The organism is Maribacter sp. Hel_I_7 (genome assembly GCF_000688315.1).
GTDB classification, from domain to species: Bacteria; Bacteroidota; Bacteroidia; order Flavobacteriales; family Flavobacteriaceae; genus Maribacter; species Maribacter stanieri.
The window spans coordinates 2,095,830-2,117,511 of record NZ_JHZW01000003.1; the positions used below are offsets into that span (position 1 = coordinate 2,095,830).

A 21,682-nucleotide genomic window follows, 5' to 3' on the forward strand; every position below is an offset into this window, starting at 1 on the left:
CTCCATGGAGGCATTATTACTTATACTTTATTCTTTTGGGCGTTCGGGCGGGCTTTCAGCTCTATTTTTTCTATTTATAATTCACTCTTTAATCTTAGTGAACATCAATTTAAATAGAAAAAGATGCCGCTTCTATCCCTAACGCACTAATCAACTATGTTCGGCGCTAGCCATCTTTCTGCCTTCTCTATTGGTATATTTTTACGTTCGGCAAAATCTTTAACCTGATCATCCTTAATTTTACCTAATCCAAAATAACGTGCTTGCGGATTTCCAAAATAATATCCACTAACCGATGCTGCTGGCCACATTGCCAAACTATCCGTTAATTCTACCCCTATAGTTTCATTAACTTTTAAAATATCCCAAATGGTCAATTTCTCTAAGTGATCGGGACAAGCAGGATAACCTGGTGCAGGACGAATACCTTTGTATGATTCTTTAATTAAATCTTCATTGCTCAGATCTTCATTTGCAGCATAACCCCAATGTTTCATACGCACTTCTTTATGCAAATATTCTGCAAAAGCCTCTGCCAAACGATCTGCTAAGGCTTTTACCATAATGGAATTATAATCATCTAAATCTTTTTCATATTTAGCGGCTAATTCTGCAGTACCAAACCCTGTAGATACGCAAAAACAACCCATATAATCTTGCCTACCAGATTTTTTAGGTGCTATAAAATCTGCCAAAGCATAATCTGCAACACCCTCTCTTTTCTGTAATTGCTGGCGAAGTGTTCTAAATGTAAAATGCTCTTCATCTCGTCCTTCAACTTCACTTAAAGTGATATCGATATCATCTTCATTAATTGAGTTTGCCGGGAACAATCCAAAAATACCTTTTGCCTTCAATTTCTTATCAGAAATAATTTTATTCAGCATTGCTTTAGCATCTGCAAATAATTCGGTCGCTTGTTCTCCAACTACCTCATCGGTAAGTATAGCAGGGAATTTACCATGTAATTCCCAACTTCTAAAAAACGGAGTCCAATCAATAAATGGTACTAGTATATTTAAATCTAAATCTTCAATAACCTGAATACCTAATTTGTTTGGTTTAACTATCTCAGAGGATTTCCAATCAATCTTAAATTTATTTCTACGTGCAGCAGAAATAGGCTTATAGGTTTTACTTGAAGAACGATTTAAGAACTTTTCCCTAAAAACATCATAATCATCCTTAATGCTCTTTTTATAGCCTTTTGAAGTATCTTTTTGAAGCAAATCTCCCACAACGGTTACCGCCCTAGAAGCATCATTTACATGCACTACAGCTTCATTGTATTGCGTATCAATTTTTACTGCCGTATGTGCTTTACTTGTGGTTGCACCACCAATTAACAACGGAATCTTGAAGTCTTTACGTTCCATTTCCTTCGCCAAATGAACCATTTCATCTAATGACGGCGTAATCAATCCGCTAAGTCCTATTATATCTACATTGTGTTCAATGGCGGCTGCAATTATTTTTTCTGGTGGCACCATGACTCCTAAGTCAACAATCTCATAATTGTTACATGCCAAAACAACACCAACAATATTCTTACCAATATCATGCACATCACCTTTAACGGTTGCCATCAATATTTTACCTGCATTATCAGAATCTCCTTCTTGCGGATTCAATAACTTTTCTTCTTCTATATATGGTAATAGATACGCTACCGCCTTCTTCATTACCCGGGCAGATTTTACTACCTGTGGCAAAAACATCTTTCCGCTTCCAAATAAATCTCCGACAACGTTCATACCCGTCATTAGATTTCCTTCAATAACCTGAATTGGCTTATCAGCAGCTAATCTGGCTTCTTCTACATCTTCTACTATGTATTGATCAATACCTTTTACCAAGGCTCGTGTAATTCTATCTTGTAACGGCTCTTCTCGCCATGATAAATCTATCTTACTTTCTTTTGTTTTACCAACTACAGACTCTGCAAAATCTAATAAACGCTCTGTTGCATCATCTCTTCTATTAAGAATAACATCTTCTACACGTTCTAATAAATCTTTGGGAATATCATCGTAAACCTCTAGCATACTTGGATTAACGATACCCATATTCATACCTGCTTTAATAGCATGGTACAAGAAAACAGAATGCATTGCCTCACGCACAGGATTGTTTCCCCTAAACGAAAACGAAACATTACTGACACCTCCACTAACACTTGCATGTGGTAAGTTTTCACGAACCCATTTTGTAGCTCTGATAAAATCGAGAGCATTCAATTTATGCTCGTCCATACCTGTAGCAACAGGGAAAATATTTAAATCAAAAATGATATCTTCTGGTGCAAAATTGACTTTATTTACCAAAACATCATAAGAACGCTTTGCTATTTCAATACGTCGGTCATAATTATCTGCTTGTCCAACCTCATCAAATGCCATCACGATTACCGCAGCACCATATCTTTTAATCAATTTTGCATGATGCAAAAATTGCTCTTCACCTTCCTTTAAACTAATAGAGTTTACTACACACTTACCCTGCACTACTTGTAAACCAGCCTCAATGATTTCCCATTTAGAACTATCTATCATAATAGGAACACGAGAAATATCTGGCTCGGCAATGACCAAATTCAAAAACTTGACCATGGCCTCTTTCCCATCAATCAGACCATCATCCATATTTATGTCGATAACCTGCGCTCCATTCTCCACTTGCTCTCTTGCAACCGCCAGTGCCTCTTCAAATTTCTCCTCCTTAACAAGACGAAGAAACTTTTTAGAACCTGCAACATTTGTTCGTTCACCAACATTGATAAAGTTAGTCTCGGGAGTGACTATTAAGGGTTCTAATCCGCTTAGTTTTAAAAAGCGTTGCTCGTTGCTCGTTGCTCGTTGTTCGTTTTTTGTACTCATAATTTCTTGTAATAGTTTATGAATCCGTTCAACAACTTTTTAACTCTTTCTATTTCTTTCAAAACGTTATTTATTTCTGAAATGTAATTTAAATCTCCGGCTAAAATCAACTGCGTTTCCAGCTCATATAAAGAACCTCTCGCTATATGTAAAAAATGAATAGTCTCCTTATTGGATTGCCTTCCACAACCTTCTGCAATATTTGATGGTACAGAAATAACACATCGTCTAACCTGCGAGGTTAAAGAAAATTGTTCGTCTTTTGGAAAGGACTTTGTCAAAACATAAACTGTTTTAACAAGTACTCTAGCCTGCCTCCAAATGTCTAAATCTTTATAATCCATTTAATTCTTATAACTACGATAAACCGTTAACGAGAAACGAAAAACGATTTATTTACTAACAACCGTTAACTTTCTAGGTTCATATTTAGCCACTATTTCAGCTATCGCCGTAATATGCTCTGGTGTTGTTCCACAACAACCTCCTACAATATTTACTAATCCTTTTTCTGCGTATTCTTTTATTTGCGCTGCCATTTGATCTGGAGTCTCATCATATTCCCCAAACGCATTAGGTAAACCTGCATTAGGGTGTGCAGAAACTGCATGCTCACTCTTTTTAGATAATACTTCTAAATGAGGTACCAACTGACTTGCGCCTAGAGCGCAATTAAAACCTACCGATAAAATTGGAATATGTGAAATGGATATTAAAAAAGCTTCCGCTGTTTGTCCGGACAATGTTCTACCCGAAGCATCGGTAATTGTACCGCTCACCATAATTGGCACATCAATATTTCTTTCCTCTTTTACTTCTTCTATAGCAAATAAAGCAGCTTTTGCATTTAAGGTATCAAATATGGTTTCTACCAATAATAAATCTGAACCACCATCTAACAAAGCTTCAACTTGTTGTTTATAGGCTATTCTTAATTCATCAAAAGACACGGCTCTATATCCTGGGTCATTTACATCTGGAGACATGCTTGCCGTCTTATTTGTGGGTCCTATACTACCAGCTACAAATCGTGGTTTATTAGGTTCTTTCGCCGTGAATTCATCAGCTACTTTTTTCGCAATACGTGCAGATTCATAGTTAAGTTCATACACCAAATCTTCCATGTAATAATCTGCCATTGCTATCGTGGTTCCAGAGAATGTATTGGTCTCTACGATATCGGCACCTGCAGCGAAATATTTACGATGAACCTCAGCAATTGCTTCAGGCTGAGTTAGAGACAATAAATCATTATTACCCTGTAATGGGTGCTCATAATCTTTAAAGCGTTCTCCCCTAAAATCTTCCTCAGTAAATTTATAGCGTTGTAGCATCGTACCCATGGCACCATCTAATATGAGAATTCGCTCTTTTAAAATTTCTTTTATATCCTTCATTTTACGTTGTAAAAAGATTCTACATCCAATAAAAAACTAATTCGAAATCAAGTAAGGAAAGTTAGGCTAGATGCCTTTTCTTAAGTTATCTGTCTTTTGTAATGCTATTTTAAATAACACATTCTGCAGAAGTAAGCAGAATAAAGATAGAATGTAGCACCTTCTTTTCCATATTGGAAAGGGTTGCCAAGGTTTCAATGGGTCTAGTCCCTCCACCTTTCTTGATAACGTTTCAATATATTTATGAACTAATTGCAAAGTAACGGCACAGTATGCTCTTATCCAAAACTTCAATAGGTTATTTAGTTAACGAAATTCTGGGGAATTGTCATAAAAAAACCTCTGAATCATTAAAGAATCAGAGGTTTCGGCCATATTACTTAAGTATTTTAGGCTATACTTTGTACTACTTCTTTCTTAGCTTCTTTCTTAGAACCATCAAATCCTTCGACTCCGCCAACGGTCGTATACTTCATTACATATCGTTTACCCGGATTGATTTGTTGGTATGCATACTGACACATTACTGCAGCTTCATGGAAACCTGACAATATCAATTTCAATTTACCTTCATATGTATTTACATCGCCAATTGCATATACTCCCGGTATGTTTGTTTGATAATCTTTTGCGTTGTTTACCTTAATCGCATTCTTATGAATATCTAAGCCCCAATCGCCTATCGGACCTAATTTAGGTGATAAACCAAAAAGCGGAATAAAATTATCAACTTCTAAATAGGTATCTTCTTTCTCTTTATCCGTATGTTTTATAACTACAGCCTCAAGTTGATCTTTACCATGTAATTCTTTAACCTCTGCTTTAGTAATCAATTTTATTTTACCAAGCTTAGCCAATTCAGCTGCTTTTTCAACAGAATCCAAAGCGCCCCTAAATTCATCTCTTCTATGCACCAAGGTTACTTCTGAAGCTACATCGGTTAAGAATATAGCCCAGTCTAAAGCTGAATCTCCACCACCGGCAATCACCACTTTTTTGTCGCGATATACTTCTGGATCCTTAATCATATAAGAAACACCTATATCTTCAAAATTTACAATGTTTTCGATAGGTGGTTTTCTTGGTTCAAAAGAACCTAAACCACCAGCAATCACTACTACTGGCGCATTATGCTGCGTTCCTTTATTTGTCGTTACTACAAAAGAACCATCTTCCAATTTATCTAAAGTTTCCGCTCTTTCGCCTAACGTAAATCCTGGCTCAAAAGGTTTTATTTGTTCCATTAGATTATCTACCAAAGTACCCGCAAGGATTTCTGGAAATGCCGGAATATCATAAATAGGCTTCTTTGGATATATCTCTGAACATTGTCCACCTGGTTGTGGCAACGCATCTATTAAATGTGTTTTTAATTTTAACAATCCTGCTTCAAACACCGTAAACAATCCGGTTGGTCCCGCTCCTATAATGAGCATATCTGTTTTAATCATAACTATTTATTGATATAAAGCAGCTAGAATTGAGTCTTCACTCCCTATGCTACTTCTTTAAATTCTACTTTATATTTAAACTACTTACTTATTACTATTTACTCAATGAGGTTTCTACTGGACTCAACCTGACATTCTCATTACTTGAATATTCAAGCTTTGCCTTCATCAGTGATTCTCTATGCCTTACAACTTCCCCTATTATAATAATAGCCGGATTAGATAACTCTTCTTTTTCCACTACATCAACAATAGTTTCTATAGTGCCTATACCTACCTTTTCATTTTCACGAGTTCCATTCTGAATAATTGCAACAGGCATGTCTGACTTACCTTCGCCTTTAAACAATGCTACTATCTGTGGTAGTTTGGACATTCCCATGAGTATTACTACAGTAGCGCTACTTTTAGCTGCTAGAGCAACATCGGTTGATAGTTTATGCTCTTTTGTTGTTCCTGTAATTACCCAAAAACTTTCTGACGCTCCTCTTTTTGTTACTGGAATATTTTGATATGCCGGTACACTTAAACTAGAGGAAATACCAGGAACCATGGCAACTTCTAAACCATGCGATGCTGCATATTCCATTTCCTCAGAACCACGACCAAATACAAACGGATCTCCACCTTTTAAACGAACTACATGTCCGTGCGATTTTGCCCTACTTATAATGAGCTGATTAATCTGCTCTTGCTGATAGGCATAGCATCCTTTGCGTTTACCAACAAAAATTAATTCTGCATTTTTAGCGTAGTCTAGCAAATCTTCATTTACCAAAGCATCGTACAACACAACATCGGCATTTTCCAATGCCTTAATCGCTTTTAAAGTGATTAATTCTATATCACCAGGTCCTGCACCTACTACGGTTAATTTTGCCTGTCTATTTTTATGTAAATTACTATCTGCCATGATTTATGCTTCTGCTAATTCCTGTTCTCTAAATTTCGCAACAGTCTCTAAAAACGTTTTTGCATCTTTAATATACGATGCTGCAAAAGCTTTTGATGGCTCATTTTGATTCAATTGAAGAACCAATTTCTCGAATCCGCCTACAACAGCAATTCTTCCATCGGCTACAAATTTCTCATCGAAATCTTTAATGATACTTACATGCGTATTTACTTTCGTATTTTCTGACGTTAACATCGCTTTCGCTGAATTTACCATTGAAGAATATGCGTGGTATATACTTGCCGACCATTTTTCTGCATCGAACATATCTTGAGCGTTTTGTATTTTCTCTTCACTTTCAAAAAGTAGCGTCGCAATTAAATCAATTACAACTCCGGCACACTCACCTACTCCAATAGCTTTTTCATAACGCTCCGTATTTCCCCAGTCTATAAAGTCTTCCGGCGTTAAATCATCAATTGATGAAAGTGGCGTAAGAAAATCATAGAAATACATTTGACCTTTTTCTGCATAATAATCAGGGAACGATAAATCGCCGCCATTCGCATCAAAATCATTTAATATTAAACGTAATGCTTCCGGACCTCTTTTACTTGGTACTTTTACCACCTTATCTGCAAAACGTCCTTGACCGTTACCATCTGTACTTCCTCCCAATAGAACCTGAAGTGCAGGTGCAACCAATTTATCTTTTGTACGAACGGACATCCCTTGAAAACCAATATTTGCCATATTGTGTTGTCCACAGGCATTCATACATCCACTAATTTTTATTACAACATCTTCGTTATTGATATAATCTGGATATTCTGTTTTAATTACTCTTTCTAATTCTTCTGCAATACCTGTACTACTAGCAATACCTAAGTTACACGTATCTGTACCTGGGCAAGCAGTAATATCTAATGCCTTGTTATAGCCAGCATCTGTAAAGCCTAATTCTTTTAATTCAGTATAGAAAAATTCAATATTTTCTTCTTTTACGAAAGGAATTAAAATATTCTGACGTAGCGACAACCTTAATTCTCCTGCAGCATATTTCAGTACCAAATTCGCCAATAAGCGTGCTTTATCAGTATAAAAATCACCTAATAAAACTTTGATACCAATAGCAACATAACCTGGTTGTTTCTGTGGTACTACATTCGTTGATTTCCACTGCTCAAATTCTTTCTGATTAGAAATTTCTACTTTAGGAACTTCTAATTGTGAAACTTTTATCTTCGGATATTCTTCTGGATTAATTGGAAAAGTATCAAAAGGCACAGCTGTTTTCTCTGCTGCCAATAATTCTTTGAATCCGTCAAGACCTAAATCCTTCAGCAAAAACTTCATTCTAGCCTTTGCTCTACTCTTACGCTCACCGTAACGGTCAAAAACACGTATTACCGTTTCCATTAAAGGAATAATTTGGTCTGCTGGCAAAAAGCTATATAACTCATCTGCATGTCTTGGCTGAGAACCTAATCCGCCACCAAGCATTACTTTAAAACCTGGCTCTCCATTTTCAAGCTTAGCAATAAAACCTAAATCATGCATGTATGAAAGTCCGGTATCGGCATCACTTGCAGAGAAAGAAACCTTAAACTTACGTCCCATTTCTTGACTCACAGGATTTCTTAAGAAATACTGGAATAATGCATGTGCATAAGGCGAAACATCAAAAGGTTCATCTACATCTATACCTGCAGTTTCACTAGCCGTTACATTACGTACTGTATTACCACATGCTTCTCTTAATGTTATATCATCCTTTTCTAATTCTGACCATAACTCTGGAGTCCTGTTCAAATCCACATAGTGAATCTGTATATCTTGACGCGTAGTAATGTGTAACCTACCTGTAGAATACTCGTCTGATACATCACAAATACGAAGCAATTGCTTAGAAGTTACCTTACCGTATGGTAATTTGATACGAATCATTTGAACCCCTTCTTGACGCTGACCGTATACTCCACGAGCCAAACGTAGGCTTCTAAATTTCTCCTCATCTAATTTGCCGCCATGGAACTCATGAATCTTGCGTTCCAATTCTAAAATATCATTCGCAACTACTTGATTCTCTATTTCTGTTCTAAAACTCTGCATCGTTCGGTATTAAGTATTCAGCACTACGTACTGAGATAAATTATTACTATATTTTGCCTATAGATTTTATAGACTTATTGAAAACAGTCAATATTAAAATTGACCTTTTATATTTAACTAATGAATCCCGCTCCTACGGTACTATTAGATTTGGTGTCTATTAAAATAAACGAACCGTTAGTTCTGTGATTCTTAAATTGATCATAGAAGATTGGTTTATTTAAACGAAAGCTAACCTGGGCTATATCATTCATACCCAAAGAATCTGCTTCTGTATCGATACCCGAATAATCCGGAGCAATTTTATGATGTACTTGTTCTACTTTTGCCAATACTTTGTTGACACCGTGTTGTACTATATATTTATTTCCTGTTGCTAAAGGCAATGAATCCATCCAAGAAATTGTAGCTGTAAATTGCTTATCTACTGTTGGTAAATCATTGGCTTTCACTAACATGTCTCCACGGCTTAAATTAATTTCATCATCTAATGTGATTGTTACCGATGAACGTCTAGAAGCTGTTTTATATTTTTTATCGTGAAAATAAATGTCCTTTATCTTAGAACGTGTTTGCGACGGAAGTGCTACTACCTCATCACCAACACTTAACTCGCCACCATATACCTTACCTGCAAATCCTCTAAAATCATGATGCTCATCTGTTTTTGGACGGATAACATATTGTACTGGAAAACGTGGTGTTCCTACATTGAAAATATCTTTTCTATCTAAGGCTTCAAAATGTTCTAACAAAGTAGGACCTGTATACCAAGGTGTCTTGTCCGTTTTATTTACTACGTTATCTCCTTTTAATGCACTTACTGGAATGAAGGTGATTTTCTGGTCTTGGTAATCGCGTTTTGCCATCAATTCTTGAAAATCAGCTTTAATAGCGTTATACGTTTCCTCAGAATAATCAACCAAATCCATCTTATTAATTGCCACTACCACATCTTTTATGCGTAGTAAATTATTAATAAAAAAGTGTCTGTTTGTTTGTTCAATTACACCTTTTCTAGCATCGATCAATATAATCGCCGCCTGTGAAGTAGAGGCACCCGTAACCATGTTACGCGTATATTCTACATGCCCAGGGGTATCTGCAATAATGTAACTTTTCTTTGCCGTAGAGAAATAAATATGGGCAACATCAATAGTGATTCCTTGCTCACGTTCCGCTACCAAACCATCTGTTGCCAAAGAGAAATCTAAATAATCATATCCCTTTTGCTTACTGGTTTTTTCAATCGCCTCTAACTTATCGCTGGTCAATGATTTTGTATCATACAGTATTCTACCGATCAAGGTACTTTTACCGTCATCTACACTACCTGCTGTTGCTATTTTTAGTACTTCCATTTTTGTTTAGTTTTCGGTTGGCAGTTACAGTTTGCAGTTGCAATTATTATAAAACTGCTTACTGTTACTGAATACTGCCTCTTTTAAAAGTATCCTTGTTGTTTTCTCTTCTCCATTGCTGCCTCAGAACGCTTGTCATCTATACGTGCACCTCGTTCTGAAATAGAAGAATCTCTAATTTCCTCTACTACTTTATCTATAGTTTCAGCATCAGAAAGCACTGCGGCAGTACATGACATATCACCTACTGTACGAAAACGAATTAAACGTTCTTCTACAACCTCATCTTCTTCTCTAAATACAATACCGTCTTCTGCAGACCAGATCATACCATCTCTTAAAAATGTTTTACGCTTGTGTGCAAAGTAGATTGATGGAATTTCAATTTGCTCTTCTTTGATATAAGACCAAACATCTAATTCTGTCCAGTTAGATATTGGAAAAACTCTTACGTTCTGACCCAATTCTATTTGTCCGTTCAACATATCAAATAACTCTGGGCGTTGGTTACGCTCATCCCATTGACCAAAATCATCTCTCACCGAGAAAATACGTTCTTTAGCACGTGCTTTTTCTTCATCTCTACGTGCACCACCAATACAGGCATCAAATTTGAATTCTTCAATAGCATCTAACAACGTGGTTGTTTGAAGACTATTTCTACTTGAATATCTACCTGACTCTTCTTTTACTTTACCTTGATCAATCGAGTCTTGAACATTGCGTACAATTAACTCCAAACCTAATTCTTCTACCAATCTATCTCTAAATTCAATAGTCTCAGGAAAATTATGTCCCGTATCAATATGCATTAATGGGAAAGGTATTTTTGATGGCCAAAATGCTTTTTGCGCCAAACGAACCAATGTAATTGAATCTTTTCCTCCTGAAAACAAAAGAACAGGCTTCTCGAACTGAGCCGCTACTTCTCTAATGATATAAATTGCTTCATTCTCAAGAGCATTTATATTAGAGGTATCTTTTAAAAGTTCTAGGGATGGTGTTACTTCCAATTCCGTGCTTGTATTACTCATTATAATTTTTTAGATAAATTATCTTTATTCTTTTCTACTACCTAGATTTAACTATGTAACCCGCATTCTCTATTTTCCAAAACTTTGGTTGGATCAAAATAGTTATGCTCATTAGGTAGATTATATTTCTTTAAATAGGTATCTAGCTGCGTATCGTTCCAGTGATAAAAAGGACTCACCTTTAAAACCCCGTCTTTACTTAGACTTAAAATATCTAAACTGTCCCTATGTGCAGTCTGTCCTTTTCTTAGGTTCGTAAACCAAACATCTGGCTTAAATTCTGCCATTGCCCTTTTAAAAGGCTCCAACTTTACTTGTTCCGTAAACACTGCATGTCTTGGATCATCAATTTGCGGAATACCCATAACAGCATCTCTATGTGCTGTAGTTTGCTTAGGCACATATAACTTTACGTTTAAACTTAATTTTTCAATTAACTCTTCCGCATGTTTATACGTTTTCGGAGTGTTGTAACCCGTATCGCACCAAACTACCGGAATATCATTTCTTACTCCAGATACCGCATGTAAAATAGCTACTTCATATGGTCTAAAGTTTGTAGTTACTACAGGTGTTTCTGCATGTTTTACGGCCCAAGAAATAATTTCTTCTGGCGGAATACCTTTAAATTGTATGTTTAACTTCTGAACTTGTGCTTCTGTTAATGCCATTATCCTTTTCTTTATTATTTACCCCACTTTACTAGATTCCAAATTCTTTCGTGAAAAAAGTACAACACCATTTTCGTTACAAAATCTATAGACGCAATTGAGGCAGCAAGTGATATTTTACCTGTAAGCAAGTATGAAATAACTAAAGTATCTAACGTACCTATGACTCTCCAACTAAAAGCCTTAGCGATACTACGCATAGGTTTCTCTGAAGTTTTATCTTCTTTATAGGTAGTTTTAGACTCTTTTTTATTTAAAATAAGTTGATCTGAAATCATCTTTTACTTAATTTTTATTACCCTACTAATTTAATAGAGTTTTCAAAAATAGTATATATTTTGAAAGTAGTCGGGTAAAATCAAAATAAATTTCCATTACCCTATAGATTTAGTAGATTAATAACAAATGGGCATGAAAAATTTATTTTTCGCAATAGATTGAGTAATTGCGAAACCTAGAATTAAAAAAAATGAAAATTACGAAATGATGTCCTTCAATGTATTATTTCTATACACATCTAAGGCACTATCACGTACTTGAAGCATTAATTTATGAACAGAACAGGTATGCTCATCTGGACAGTCATCACAGGTTTCGTAGAAATTTAGACTAACGCAGGGTACCATAGCAATAGGTCCTTCTAACACTCGCATTACATCGGTCATAGAAATTTCTTCGGGAGTTCTTAATAAGTAGTAGCCCCCACCCTTGCCTTTCTTAGAACCTAAAAAGCCAGTTTTTCTTAAACTCAATAAAATACTCTCCAAGAATTTCTGGGAAATGTTCTCATTTTCAGCAATTTCTGAAATCTGAACTGGTTTTTTATCAGGCTGCGCTGCTAAGTACGCTAGCGCTTTTAACCCATATTTTGTCTTTTTTGAGAGCATATTGCTAAGATAACCAAATATTAAAATATGTGTTAAATACTTGAACTCACAATTTGCCGTTATAAAATCGCAACCATTAAATTAATTTATGAAAAAAATATTCTTATTATCGATTATCACTGCCTTTACGCTAGTTTTCATATCATGTTCAAATGATGAAGATGCAGTTTCTAACGCAAGTGAAGAAGAAATTGTGGGTGTATGGAATTTAACAGCACTAGAAGCTACCAATGGCAGATCCGAAACAACAATTGAAGGAACCGTAATTCCTGCCACTTTTGAAGCCGTAGGTAAAGATTTTCAAACTGTTGTAACTTTTTCTGAAGATCCACAAACCGTAGTAAGTGAAGGTTCTTACACTACAGTATTAAGTACCACTATAGGTGGAGAAAACCAAACACAAGAACAAGAAGGTGAAGACTTCTTTGAATCTGAAAAATGGAGATTAGACGGAAGTATTTTATACTTTGGGGCTGATGAAGAAGAAGTTGGTTTTACTATCATTGAACTTACAGATTCTAAAATGTCTCTTCGTTATGAGTTGAACGAAACTGTAGAATCTTTATTTGGAGTATCTACCGTTACTGCAACATATAACATGACACTAAGTAAATAATTACAACATTATTATATATAAAAATGCCCGGTACATACCGGGCATTCTTTATTTGTACTAGTTAGATATTTATCCTAAAGCTTGCGCTATATCTGCGATGATATCATCTATATGTTCTAGACCTACAGAAATTCTAACGGTTCCGTCAGAGATACCAACAGCTGCACGTTCTTCAACACTTAATTTACTATGCGTCGTTGATGCAGGGTGCGTTACTATTGTTCTTGAATCTCCTAAATTGGCAGAAAGGGACAACAGCTTAATGGAATCAAAAAACTCCCTACCTGCGTCTAACCCTCCTTTTACCTCAAAAGCTACTACACAACCACCAGCTTTCATTTGCTTTTTGGCTACCTCATACATAGGGTGCGATTTTAAAAATGGATACTTCACCCAATTTACATTTTCGTTTTCCTCCAAGAATTCAGCCAACTTCAATGCATTTTCACAATGCCTATCTACACGTACTGCCAATGTTTCTAAACTTTTAGAAAGCACCCATGCATTAAATGGTGATAACGCCGGACCTGTAATACGAGAAAAACGATATACTTTATCCATTAATTCTGCACTACCTACCGTAATACCCGCTAACACTCTGCCTTGACCATCCATTAGTTTTGTGCCTGAATGAATGACCAAATCTGCACCAAATTTAATTGGCTGCTGTAAATAAGGAGATGCAAAGCAGTTATCGATTACCAGAATTAAATTATTACGTTTTGCAATCTTACCCAACACTTCTAAATCCAATACATCCACACCAGGATTCGTAGGCGTCTCTGCATAGATTATTTTTGTTTTCGGAGTGATTAAACTTTCTATTTCCTCTAATGCATCTATCTTGAAATAGGTGTGGTCAATATTCCATTTCGGGAAGAAGTTGGTAAATAATGAATGTGTTGAACCAAATATACTTCTTGCCGATAACACATGATCACCACTATCTAATAATGCCGCTAAAGTAGAAAACACAGCCGCCATACCCGATGCAAATGCAAAGCCACTCTCTGCACCTTCCATCTGGCACACTTTTTCTATAAACTCAGATGAATTGGGATTAGAGTATCTAGAATAAATATTACGTTCTTTCTCTTCTGCAAACGATGCGCGCATATCTTCTGCATCTTCAAATACAAAACTAGATGTTAAATACAACGGTACAGAATGTTCCAAGTTCTCTGTTCGCTTTAGTTGCGTACGTATCGCGTTGGTTTCAAATTTATTATTGTTCTTATTCATTTCTTATTTTTTTTGGCGTTTGCTTCAACCAAACGATTACCCTTTTTCCGCTATTCTTAAAATATCTCCAAATACTCCTCTAGCTGTAACAGCTGCTCCTGCACCTGCTCCTTGAATTACTAACGGATTTTCACCGTAAGATTCTGTATAGATTTCTATGATAGAATCTGACCCTTTTACTTGCCCTAAAGCACTTTCTTTTGGAACGGAAATCAACTTTACATCTAACACACCTTTTTCTTTTTGAAGATTTCCATGTAAATCACCTACATAACGTAAAACGTGGTTAGGCTTCTGATTCTTTTTAATTTCATTGAATTTAGCATCTAATACATCTAAATTCTCTAAAAAGAAATCAACCGCTCCTTCTTGTAATTTCTTAGGGATAAGATTATCAATATGTATATCACCAAACTCATTATGCAAATCTAGCTCACGTGCTAAGATTAATAATTTACGACCTACATCATTTCCAGATAAATCTTCACGTGGATCTGGCTCTGTAAATCCTTGTTGCATTGCATCTTTTAAAATAGATGAGAATGGCAGGTCGCTTTCTGAAAAAGTATTAAATATATAACTCAATGACCCCGAGAATACTCCTTTTATTCTAGTAATATTTTCTCCTGATAAATGCAATAACTTAATGGTATCTATTAATGGTAACCCTGCACCTACATTGGTTTCATATAAATATTGCTTTTGATTCTTCTGTAACTCTTCGCGCAATAGCTGATAGAAATCGTATCGTAAGGTATTGGCAATTTTATTCGAAGACACAATGTCAAAGCCGTGATCTACAAATTCAAAATAGTTGGCTACAAAATCTTTACTTGCCGTATTATCTATAACTATCAAATTCTCTAAATGGTGACGTTTTGCAAATTCAAACACATCATTAACTTGATATGCTTTTCCTTTTTGCTTTAGATTCGTTTTCCAGCTTTTGGTAATTCCCTTTTCATCTAACAAAATCTTCTTGGAATTCGCGATTCCAAATACTCTAAGATCTAATTTTTTACGGTCCTTAATGGTTTTTGCAGATTTCAGAATCTGATCAATTAAAGTGCCACCAACATTTCCATGCCCAAAGACAAGAATATTTATTTTTTTACTGATCCCAAAAACCTGCCCATGCATAACATTCACAGCTTTATGTAAATCAGTTTTCTTAACCACCAAACTAACATTCTTACCCGATAACGTATTATTGAACAATAACGGTACTATCTGGTTCTTAATTAAAGCATTGAACGGATTATGGAATGTGCTTAAATCTTGACCTACAATCGAAATAATAGATACATCATCTATTACCGTAATCATATTCACATCTTTCGATTCAAAGTCATTGCTAAATTCATTCTCCAAAGCCAACTTTGCTCTTTTAGCCTTATCCTTTTTTACTACAAGACCAATGCCTCTTTCCGAAGACCCTTGAGATATAATACTTACACTGATATTACTTGATTCCAATGCCTTAAAAATTCTGGCATCTACTCCAACCTTACCCAACAAACCACGACCTTCAATATTGATCATGGCAACATCTTCTATTACAGAAAGTGATTTAATGCCTTCTTTACTGGACTTAGCACTAATTAATGTTCCTTCATTATCATCGTTATACGTATTTAAAATACGTAGCGGAATATTCTTTTCAATTAATGGAATAATAGTTTTAGCATGTAAAATGGTAGCTCCAAAATTCGCTAATTCATTTGCTTCCGCATATGATAGATTCGCGAGTTTTTTTGCTTCTGGCACATAATCAGGATTAGCCGTGTAAATTCCGTCAACATGCGTGTAATTCTGTAATTCTTCCGCATCTAAAAAGTTTGCTATCAAAGCCGCAGAATAGTTACTGCCATTTCTACCCAAAGTAGTTGTTTCTCCTTCTAACGTAGAAGCAATAAAACCGGTAACTACCGCTACGGTATCTTTTGGAATTTCAGCAAACTTCAACAATACTTTTTCTTTCGACTCCGCCTCCAGAACTTTAGCATCACCAAACGTATTGTCAGTTTTAATTACTTCACGGGTATCTACCAATTTGGCTTTTATGCCTTTACCAATTAATAATTTAGTGACCAATTTGGCTGATATTAGCTCGCCATAGGCTAAAACCTCATCTTTTATTTTTGCACTGTAATCTCCCAATAAAGAGACACCTTCATACAGTTTTGCCAAACCTTTGAATTCCGCTGATAGGTTGACATTAGAATAGGTATGTTTCTGATATTTTTCTAAGGCCTCAAAATCTGACTTATAATCTTTTCCCTTGGCAGCCTTTTCCAACATATCTTCTAGTTGGTCAGTAGCTTTTTCCCTTGCAGATAGAACTATAGCAACATTCTCATCATTCTTCACCTTCTGGGTAACGATATCTAAAACACGTTCTAAACCTTCACCATTACTCAAAGATTTACCTCCAAACTTTAAAATCTTAATTTTTTGGATATTGCCGTTGGTATTAAAAATACCGGTAAGCAATTTTTCCATTTGATCAAACTCAATCAAAAAAGCATCATGCCCATGTAGCGACTGAACCTCCCCATAAGTAACGTTACTTTTTGCTTGCGCCAATTGCTTAAACGTATCTTTATTTTCTTGCGCAGTAAAGAACATGTCAGAATCTACCCCTATAATATGTATGTTGGTATTACTATTCTGAAGCTTGATGAAATTCTCATCACCATCTCTAGTTACATCAATAGTTTTCAATAACTGATTCATCAATTTATAGGCAGATAATTGAAAACGCTCTTGCAGCTTATCGCCATGATGCATTAACCAGCTTTCTACATTAAAAACCTTCAGCTCTTCATTAGTACTTCTTTTGAAGCGCTCCTTAAAAGAAGCCGGAGTTCTATAGCATAACATTGCATGCATGCGAGCATCGTGTACCGGTTGCTTTGAGTTCACCAAAAACTGTTCTTGTATCTGGCAATTGGCAATTAACCAATCGGTCGATTTCCAATCGGATGCCACAGGAATTAAATGCTCTGACAAATCTGGTCTTAATGCCGCCATTTCCCAAGCAATTCCTCCTCCTAACGAGCCACCAATTATAGCGAATAAACGTTCCACTTTCAACTGCTGTAACCCTAACAAAAACATTCTAGCTACATCACCCGCTACAAAATCCTTATAATTTTCAATCACAAATTTATCATGACCGTTACCCGGAATGTTGAATGCCAAAATGGTATATTTTTCAGTATAAATACATTTACCATCACCAATAAGTGCAGACCACCAACCATCATCTCCAGTAACATTAGAGTTTCCCGTTAATGCATGGTTTACCAAAATTATGGGTGCAGTGTGCAACTTTTTACCGAATACCTGATAAGACAATTGAATGTCTTGAGAGATCCCGCTTAAGGTCTTGTATTTTTTAATCTGTAATTGATGTAGCATCTATTTCAAAATCAATTTATGGCTCGGCTTCGACTTCGCTCAGCCACCAGCACTAGTATTTTATTATCAAATAATCGGTCACTTGAGCTTTACGCAGCAACCGATTGTTTAGTCTTTTTTGCTTATACCTTGTTCAGTAGTCTAAATTAAAGACTAGCAAATGCCTGTTCTAAATCGGCTTTTAAATCTTCGATATCTTCTAGACCAACAGATAAACGAATTAAATCTTGACCAACACCCGCACTTTCTTGTTGCTCTGCAGTCAATTGCTGGTGCGTAGTACTTGCTGGGTGAATGATCAATGACTTCGTATCTCCAATATTAGCTAGCAAAGAAAATATCTTCGTAGCATCGGTTACTTTTTTAGCAGCATCAAATCCGCCTTTTACTCCAAAGGTAACTAATCCACTTTGTCCTTTTGGCAAGTATTCTTTCGCTAATGCGTTGTACTTGTTACTTTTAAGCCCTGGATAATTTACCCAAGCCACTTCTTCCCTTCCTTCTAACCAAGTAGCCAATTCTAATGCATTTGCACTGTGTTGCTTTATACGTACCGGCAAAGTTTCTAAACCTTGAATGATTTGGAATGCGTTAAACGGACTTAATGCTCCTCCAAAATCACGCAGCCCTTCCAATATTAATTTGAAAGTAAATGCCGCAGCACCTAATGCCTCGCTGTATACCAAACCGTGGTATCCTGCAGATGGTTCTGTGAACTCCGGGAATTTTCCGTTGGTCCAGTCAAACGTACCAGCATCAATAATAGCACCTCCTAAAGAAGTTCCTTGTCCGCCAATGTATTTTGTTAACGAGTGTATTACCAAGTTTGCCCCATGTTCTATTGGATTTAATAATGAAGGAGTTGCTACTGTATTATCTACTATAAAAGGTACTCCCGCTGCTTTCGATTCTTTAGAAATCGCTTTCAAATCCAATACATCCAATTTCGGATTTCCTAAAGACTCCACAAAGAATGCTCTTGTATTCTCCTGTACAGCTTTTCCAAAGTTTTCAGGATCAGAAGCATCTACGAACGTCGTCGTAATGCCAAATCTTGGAAGGGTAACATTTAATAAGTTAAACGTACCTCCATATAAACTGCTTGATGCCACAATGTGATCACCTGCTTTTAACAATGTCAATAATCCTGTTGAGATTGCAGCTGTACCCGATGCAAAAACCACTGCTCCGATTCCTCCTTCTACAGCAGCTAATCTATCTTGTAAGATTTGATTGGTTGGGTTGTTTAAACGCGTGTAAATAAATCCAAGCTCTTTTAATGAGAAAAGATTTGCGGCGTGCTCCGTATCATTAAAAACATATGATGACGTCTGATAAATAGGCACTGCTCTTGTACCTCCATTGGTAGTTGTGTCGTGACCTGCGTGTAATGCGTTTGTTGCTAATTTGTAGTTACTCATGATTTTGTTGTTTTTAAAATTATTTAAATAATTAAAAAGCCCCGTCCTAATCCCATATAAATTGCGGGTAGGTAAAATCAAAAAGTTATAAGAAAGTAATATCGATAAAAAATCGATTACTGTTATCCATCCCCTAAGGGTAGAATGTAGCACCTTCTTTGTATGGAACAAAGGGTTGCTAAGGTTTCAAAGGGTCTAATCCCTCCACCTTTCTTGATAACTATTCAATAAGTGTGTGAACTTTGAGCTACAAATATAAGGGCAGAGAAATTTAAAAACCTAATCATTTCTAAAAATTTGAATAAAATAACAAGTTGTGTACCTAAAAGGGCTGTTTGTAACTAAAAACGCAAATAATCGCTCATTCTTGATGATTATTTGCGTTTTTGCTAGAAAAACTAAATTATGGAAAGATGTCACTTCAATTGGTCTTTGCAATTTTAATGTGAACGGAAATTATATTAAAAAGATTAATTAAAATCGAATTTATCCTTCATCATTAATAGAACAATGATAATCTTATAGATTTTCGATATACTTTCTATCCAATTTCATAATTAGATAGAAAGCATTCGAATAACAGGGTATTTACAAATACGAAATTGAAAACGATTATTTAATCATTCCCGCACTCTTGTATTTATCAATGTATTTTTGATCTTGTTCTGGTGAGTCTTTGTATTTCTTACGCAAAGCGACTAAATCTTTCTTTAGTTTATTAACGGTGTCAGCATAAGCTGGGTCGTTATATACATTGTTCATTTCATTAGGATCATTTAACCTATCATACAATTCCCATTCATCTACATCATAATAGAAATGAACTAGCTTAAATTCTTTGTTTACAATGCCGTAATGGCGCTTTACCATGTGTACCGATGGATATTCATAATACTGATAATACACCGCATCACGTGTCCATTTGTCTTTTTCACCTTTTAATAACGGAATTAAACTTTCTCCTTGCATATCACTTGGAGCTTTAATACCCACAGCTTCTAACATGGTTTGTGCAAAGTCTAAATTCTGTACCATTTCATTTTCCACTGATCCTGGCTTCACCACATTAGGCCAACGCACCAATAACGGAGTCTTAAAAGATTCGTCATATATAAACCGCTTATCGAACCAACCATGTTCACCTAAGTAAAAACCTTGGTCAGATGTATATATAACAATAGTATTCTCTGCCAATCCAGTTTCATCTAAATAATCTAACAAGCGACCTACGTTATCATCCACCGAAGAAATACTACCTAGGTAATCTTGCATATACCTTTGGTATTTCCATTTCATTTTCTCGGTATCGTTCATTTTTGGCCAATTCTCGTAGAAAAAATCATTGATTGAATCTAAAACTGGATCATACAGTGCTTTTTGTTCTGCAGTTGCACGACCATATGGTCCATAAAAACTATTTGGAAATTCTTCAACTACCGGAAAAACAGTGCCTTCCATTTTAGCTAAAGTTTCTGGTCTTATTTTGCTGTCATGACTATACATCATGTGCGTCAACAAATTCATTTCGGCTGTTTTCGCCGCCGAACCTCTATTGCTGTAATCGTCAAAAAGTGTTTCTGGTTCTGGGAATGTTTTCTTAGTGAATTCCTTAAACTTATCTGGTCTTGGCCACCATGGGCGATGCGGTGCTTTATGCAAATACATCATCATAAACGGTTCGTCGTCAGACGCTTCTTTCTTTAACCAATCTAAAGATACATCTGTAATAATATCGGTTACATACCCTTGTTTGGTGATGGTATCGCCATTGGTTACAATAAAATCGGGATTAATATAATGCCCCTGACCTGGCAAAATCATGAACTCATCTACCCCTTTTGGATTGTTACCAAAGTGAAGCTTGCCGAACATGGCAGTTTTATAACCGTTCTTTTTAAATATCTGCGGAAAGGTCGTTTGTGTAGTATCAAACGGGAAGTAATTATCTACTTTCCCATTAATATGTGTATGCTTGCCCGTAAGAATCGTAGCTCTTGATGGTGCACAAATGGAGTTGGTAACACTCGCATTGGTAAACAGCATACCTTCTTTTGCCAAACGATCAATATTAGGTGTGTTCAACAGTTTATCATCATACGCGCTAATTGCTTGGTACGCATGATCATCTGACATGATGAAAATAATATTGGGCTTTTTCTTTTTACTCTTTTGTGCCTCAGTAGTAATTGGCAGCAAGAATAGTATACTTGCTACAGCTAGTAATAGTTTTTTCATTTTTGTTGTTGTTTGGTAAGTTTGATAGTTTTAAAAATAAGAAGATTTTTATGGAATTCTT

The 21,682-nt window shown here is 35.9% G+C and carries 16 protein-coding genes and 2 riboswitches; of the genes, 1 reads left to right on the plus strand and 15 read right to left on the minus strand.

The window, feature by feature from the left end:
* Positions 1-146: 146 nt before the first annotated feature.
* The 11 genes from metH to P178_RS0120825 all read right to left on the minus strand — a co-directional run bounded on the left by metH (position 147) and on the right by P178_RS0120825 (position 12,684).
* Positions 147-2,876: a methionine synthase gene (metH, locus tag P178_RS0120775; protein WP_027068050.1), complete on the minus strand. Its 2,730-nt coding sequence runs from the start codon at positions 2,874-2,876 to the stop codon at positions 147-149.
* Complete coding sequence (locus P178_RS0120780; RefSeq protein WP_027068051.1) at positions 2,873-3,220, minus strand: four helix bundle protein; 348 nt, start codon at positions 3,218-3,220, stop codon at positions 2,873-2,875. Before P178_RS0120780 ends, metH begins: the two co-directional genes overlap by 4 nt.
* Positions 3,221-3,268: 48 nt before the next feature.
* Positions 3,269-4,273, minus strand: a complete 1,005-nt coding sequence (locus P178_RS0120785) for a homocysteine S-methyltransferase family protein (RefSeq protein ID WP_027068052.1) — start codon at positions 4,271-4,273, stop codon at positions 3,269-3,271.
* A gap of 118 nt (positions 4,274-4,391) precedes the next feature.
* Positions 4,392-4,504, minus strand: a riboswitch (SAM riboswitch).
* 158 nt (positions 4,505-4,662) lie between these two features.
* Positions 4,663-5,724: an NAD(P)/FAD-dependent oxidoreductase gene (locus P178_RS0120790; RefSeq protein ID WP_027068053.1), complete on the minus strand. Its 1,062-nt coding sequence runs from the start codon at positions 5,722-5,724 to the stop codon at positions 4,663-4,665.
* 94 nt (positions 5,725-5,818) lie between these two features.
* Positions 5,819-6,637 carry a uroporphyrinogen-III C-methyltransferase gene (gene cobA / locus P178_RS22485; RefSeq protein ID WP_051638384.1) on the minus strand — a complete coding sequence of 273 codons (819 nt, stop codon included), beginning with the start codon at positions 6,635-6,637 and terminating at the stop codon, positions 5,819-5,821.
* Positions 6,638-6,640: 3 nt separating this feature from the next.
* The gene (locus P178_RS0120800; protein WP_027068054.1) at positions 6,641-8,731 is read right to left on the minus strand and encodes a HEPN domain-containing protein; all 2,091 of its coding nucleotides are present in this window, start codon (positions 8,729-8,731) and stop codon (positions 6,641-6,643) included.
* A gap of 113 nt (positions 8,732-8,844) precedes the next feature.
* Positions 8,845-10,092 (minus strand): sulfate adenylyltransferase subunit 1, encoded by a 1,248-nt coding sequence (locus P178_RS0120805; protein ID WP_027068055.1) that lies wholly within the window; start codon positions 10,090-10,092, stop codon positions 8,845-8,847.
* An 83-nt stretch (positions 10,093-10,175) separates the two neighbouring features.
* Positions 10,176-11,126, minus strand: a complete 951-nt coding sequence (gene cysD / locus P178_RS0120810; RefSeq protein WP_051638385.1) for a sulfate adenylyltransferase subunit CysD — start codon at positions 11,124-11,126, stop codon at positions 10,176-10,178.
* Between the two features lie 47 nt (positions 11,127-11,173).
* Positions 11,174-11,797 (minus strand): phosphoadenosine phosphosulfate reductase family protein, encoded by a 624-nt coding sequence (locus tag P178_RS0120815; RefSeq protein ID WP_027068057.1) that lies wholly within the window; start codon positions 11,795-11,797, stop codon positions 11,174-11,176.
* Between the two features lie 14 nt (positions 11,798-11,811).
* Positions 11,812-12,075 carry a DUF2061 domain-containing protein gene (locus tag P178_RS0120820; RefSeq protein ID WP_027068058.1) on the minus strand — a complete coding sequence of 88 codons (264 nt, stop codon included), beginning with the start codon at positions 12,073-12,075 and terminating at the stop codon, positions 11,812-11,814.
* 198 nt (positions 12,076-12,273) lie between these two features.
* Positions 12,274-12,684: an RrF2 family transcriptional regulator gene (locus tag P178_RS0120825; protein ID WP_027068059.1), complete on the minus strand. Its 411-nt coding sequence runs from the start codon at positions 12,682-12,684 to the stop codon at positions 12,274-12,276.
* Between the two features lie 88 nt (positions 12,685-12,772).
* Between P178_RS0120825 and P178_RS0120830 the strand changes: the two genes are divergently transcribed.
* Positions 12,773-13,300: a lipocalin family protein gene (locus P178_RS0120830; RefSeq protein WP_027068060.1), complete on the plus strand. Its 528-nt coding sequence runs from the start codon at positions 12,773-12,775 to the stop codon at positions 13,298-13,300.
* 69 nt (positions 13,301-13,369) lie between these two features.
* On the opposite strand, the gene P178_RS0120835 is transcribed toward P178_RS0120830, so the two are convergent.
* The 4 genes from P178_RS0120835 to P178_RS0120850 form a co-directional block, all read right to left on the minus strand.
* On the minus strand, positions 13,370-14,542 hold the full coding sequence (locus P178_RS0120835) for a trans-sulfuration enzyme family protein (RefSeq protein WP_027068061.1): 1,173 nt from the start codon (positions 14,540-14,542) through the stop codon (positions 13,370-13,372).
* Positions 14,543-14,578: 36 nt separating this feature from the next.
* The gene (thrA, locus tag P178_RS0120840) at positions 14,579-17,965 is read right to left on the minus strand and encodes a bifunctional aspartate kinase/homoserine dehydrogenase I (RefSeq protein WP_027068062.1); all 3,387 of its coding nucleotides are present in this window, start codon (positions 17,963-17,965) and stop codon (positions 14,579-14,581) included.
* A gap of 146 nt (positions 17,966-18,111) precedes the next feature.
* Positions 18,112-19,386 carry an O-acetylhomoserine aminocarboxypropyltransferase/cysteine synthase family protein gene (locus P178_RS0120845; protein ID WP_027068063.1) on the minus strand — a complete coding sequence of 425 codons (1,275 nt, stop codon included), beginning with the start codon at positions 19,384-19,386 and terminating at the stop codon, positions 18,112-18,114.
* A gap of 119 nt (positions 19,387-19,505) precedes the next feature.
* Positions 19,506-19,609, minus strand: a riboswitch (SAM riboswitch).
* A 389-nt stretch (positions 19,610-19,998) separates the two neighbouring features.
* Positions 19,999-21,621: a sulfatase gene (locus P178_RS0120850; protein ID WP_027068064.1), complete on the minus strand. Its 1,623-nt coding sequence runs from the start codon at positions 21,619-21,621 to the stop codon at positions 19,999-20,001.
* Between the last annotated feature and the right edge of the window lie 61 nt (positions 21,622-21,682).

Bases quoted from the DNA above. Each gene is read 5' to 3' on its own strand.
- metH (WP_027068050.1), bottom strand. From the start codon at position 2,876: ATGAGTACAAAAAACGAACAACGAGCAACGAGCAACGAGCAACGCTTT.
- P178_RS0120780 (WP_027068051.1), bottom strand. From the start codon at position 3,220: ATGGATTATAAAGATTTAGACATTTGGAGGCAGGCTAGAGTACTTGTT.
- P178_RS0120785 (WP_027068052.1), bottom strand. From the start codon at position 4,273: ATGAAGGATATAAAAGAAATTTTAAAAGAGCGAATTCTCATATTAGAT.
- P178_RS0120790 (WP_027068053.1), bottom strand. From the start codon at position 5,724: ATGATTAAAACAGATATGCTCATTATAGGAGCGGGACCAACCGGATTG.
- cobA (WP_051638384.1), bottom strand. From the start codon at position 6,637: ATGGCAGATAGTAATTTACATAAAAATAGACAGGCAAAATTAACCGTA.
- P178_RS0120800 (WP_027068054.1), bottom strand. From the start codon at position 8,731: ATGCAGAGTTTTAGAACAGAAATAGAGAATCAAGTAGTTGCGAATGAT.
- P178_RS0120805 (WP_027068055.1), bottom strand. From the start codon at position 10,092: ATGGAAGTACTAAAAATAGCAACAGCAGGTAGTGTAGATGACGGTAAA.
- cysD (WP_051638385.1), bottom strand. From the start codon at position 11,126: ATGAGTAATACAAGCACGGAATTGGAAGTAACACCATCCCTAGAACTT.
- P178_RS0120815 (WP_027068057.1), bottom strand. From the start codon at position 11,797: ATGGCATTAACAGAAGCACAAGTTCAGAAGTTAAACATACAATTTAAA.
- P178_RS0120820 (WP_027068058.1), bottom strand. From the start codon at position 12,075: ATGATTTCAGATCAACTTATTTTAAATAAAAAAGAGTCTAAAACTACC.
- P178_RS0120825 (WP_027068059.1), bottom strand. From the start codon at position 12,684: ATGCTCTCAAAAAAGACAAAATATGGGTTAAAAGCGCTAGCGTACTTA.
- P178_RS0120830 (WP_027068060.1), top strand. From the start codon at position 12,773: ATGAAAAAAATATTCTTATTATCGATTATCACTGCCTTTACGCTAGTT.
- P178_RS0120835 (WP_027068061.1), bottom strand. From the start codon at position 14,542: ATGAATAAGAACAATAATAAATTTGAAACCAACGCGATACGTACGCAA.
- thrA (WP_027068062.1), bottom strand. From the start codon at position 17,965: ATGCTACATCAATTACAGATTAAAAAATACAAGACCTTAAGCGGGATC.
- P178_RS0120845 (WP_027068063.1), bottom strand. From the start codon at position 19,386: ATGAGTAACTACAAATTAGCAACAAACGCATTACACGCAGGTCACGAC.
- P178_RS0120850 (WP_027068064.1), bottom strand. From the start codon at position 21,621: ATGAAAAAACTATTACTAGCTGTAGCAAGTATACTATTCTTGCTGCCA.